Consider the following 1,863-nt stretch of genomic DNA (forward strand, 5'->3'; position numbering starts at 1 on the left):
AATTACATCTTCACTATAAGATAATTCGTAATCTGTACCTTCTACTAATGTTCTATCTGTCTTAGTATCTGTAACTGTTGGTTTATTCTTGTGTTCTTCCCCATCATATTTAGAATCTGAAGGTTTTGTTACTGTAATACCTGTCTTCTTTTCATCTGGAGTATCTGGTCCATCTGGAGTAATTGACTTAGGATTGATTGTTAATGCACCATCTTCAACCTTGAATGTTACTTTATCAAAGCTTGCACTTGTATTACTGAATTGTTGTGCCGTAAGGTTCATCTTATATGTACCAGCTGCAGTTCCTTCAGCTCTAGCATAACCTTTAACTCCAATATATTCAGCTTTATACAATTTATTAGAAATATCAGTAATCACATAGCCTTCTACTGAATGTGGATTGCCATCATAAGTTACAGTATCTTCGTGACCTTTAATTGTTACTGTTACCTTATCTGTAAATGGAGTAACTTTTAATTCGCCAAATTTAACTTCGATGTTGTAGTTAGAAGCTGTTGTATTTGACTTCAATTCATATGTGAATGTGTTTTCACTTGAACCAACCTCTGTCTGATTTCCAGTTACGTTGTATGTTGCGCCTTCCTTCTTAGCGAATTTGTCGCCTCCAACTGTTACTGTATCATTTGTCAAAGCACTACCATCATAAACCTTTTCATCATCCGCACTTGTCAATGTTACATGACGTTTTGTGATTTCGTAAGTTACTTCAAAGCTTCCTTCATAGTTTCCAATACCAGTTACTGTTACTGTTACTGTTCCAGCATTTGTTACATCTTCGCTATAAGATAATTCGTAATCTTTGCTTTCTTTTAATGTAGCTTTTGTCTTAGTATCTTCTACTTTTGGTTTGTTTCTATGTTCTTCACCATCATATTTAGAATCTTTTGGATCTGTTACTGTAATACCAGTCTTCTTTTCATCTGGAGTATTTGGTCCATCTGGAACGATAGATTTCTTAGTTACTGTCAATGTTCCAATTGAATCTTTACCATGAGTATAGTTCTTAGCTTTTGCAGTTCCTTCAAACTTCAATTCATATGTGTTATCTGAAGTACCAACATTTGTTTGACTACCAGTAATTGTAAATACTACGGTTTCATCTTTTACCAAATTGTTGACTGTTCCACCAGCTGTTAATGGATTTCCATCATAAACCTTAAAATCTGTATTTGTTGTTACTGTATATTCTCTTGGTAGGATCTGATATGTCTTAGTAAATTCACCAGTATAGTTTCCAATACCTTTAATAGTGATCGTTACTGTTCCAACATTGATTAGATCTCCACTGTAAGTTAATGTGTAATCTGTATTTTCAACTAATGTTGTATTTAACTTAGAATCTGTTACTGTTAATCCATTGATGTGTTCATTTCCATCATAGATTGAATTTTCTGGATCTGTTACTGTAATACCATTCTTTTCATCATCTGGATTAATTGACTTAGGAGTGATTGTTAATGTTCCATCATTTACTACAAATCTTACTTTTTCATAGTTTGTATTTGTGTTCGCAAATTGATCAGCCGCAAGATTCATAGGATATGTACCAGCTTCAGTACCTTTAGCTTCTGCAGTTCCATTGAATGTGAAATCATCTGTTGTATACTTACTTCCTTCAGTGATTGCTACATCATATCCACTTACTGTCTTTTCATTTCCATCATATTCAACTGAATCTGAATGGCCAGTAATTGTTACGACTACTTCACCATCTTCAGCAGTGACTTTTAAGTCACCTTCTACTTTTGTAATGTTGTAGTTAGAAGCTTTCGTATTTGACTTCAATTCATATTTGAATGTGTTCTTACTTTCACCAACCTCTGTCTGACTTCCAGTTACATC

1 pseudogene is annotated in these 1,863 nt (G+C 33.8%); it reads right to left on the bottom strand.

Features of this window, described 5'->3' with window-relative positions:
- A pseudogene (locus EUBIFOR_RS13030) lies at positions 1 to 1,863 on the bottom strand (MBG domain-containing protein); the annotation flags it as partial.

The sequence above is a fragment of the Holdemanella biformis DSM 3989 genome (assembly GCF_000156655.1).
Classification (GTDB): domain Bacteria; phylum Bacillota_I; class Bacilli_A; order Erysipelotrichales; family Erysipelotrichaceae; genus Holdemanella; species Holdemanella biformis.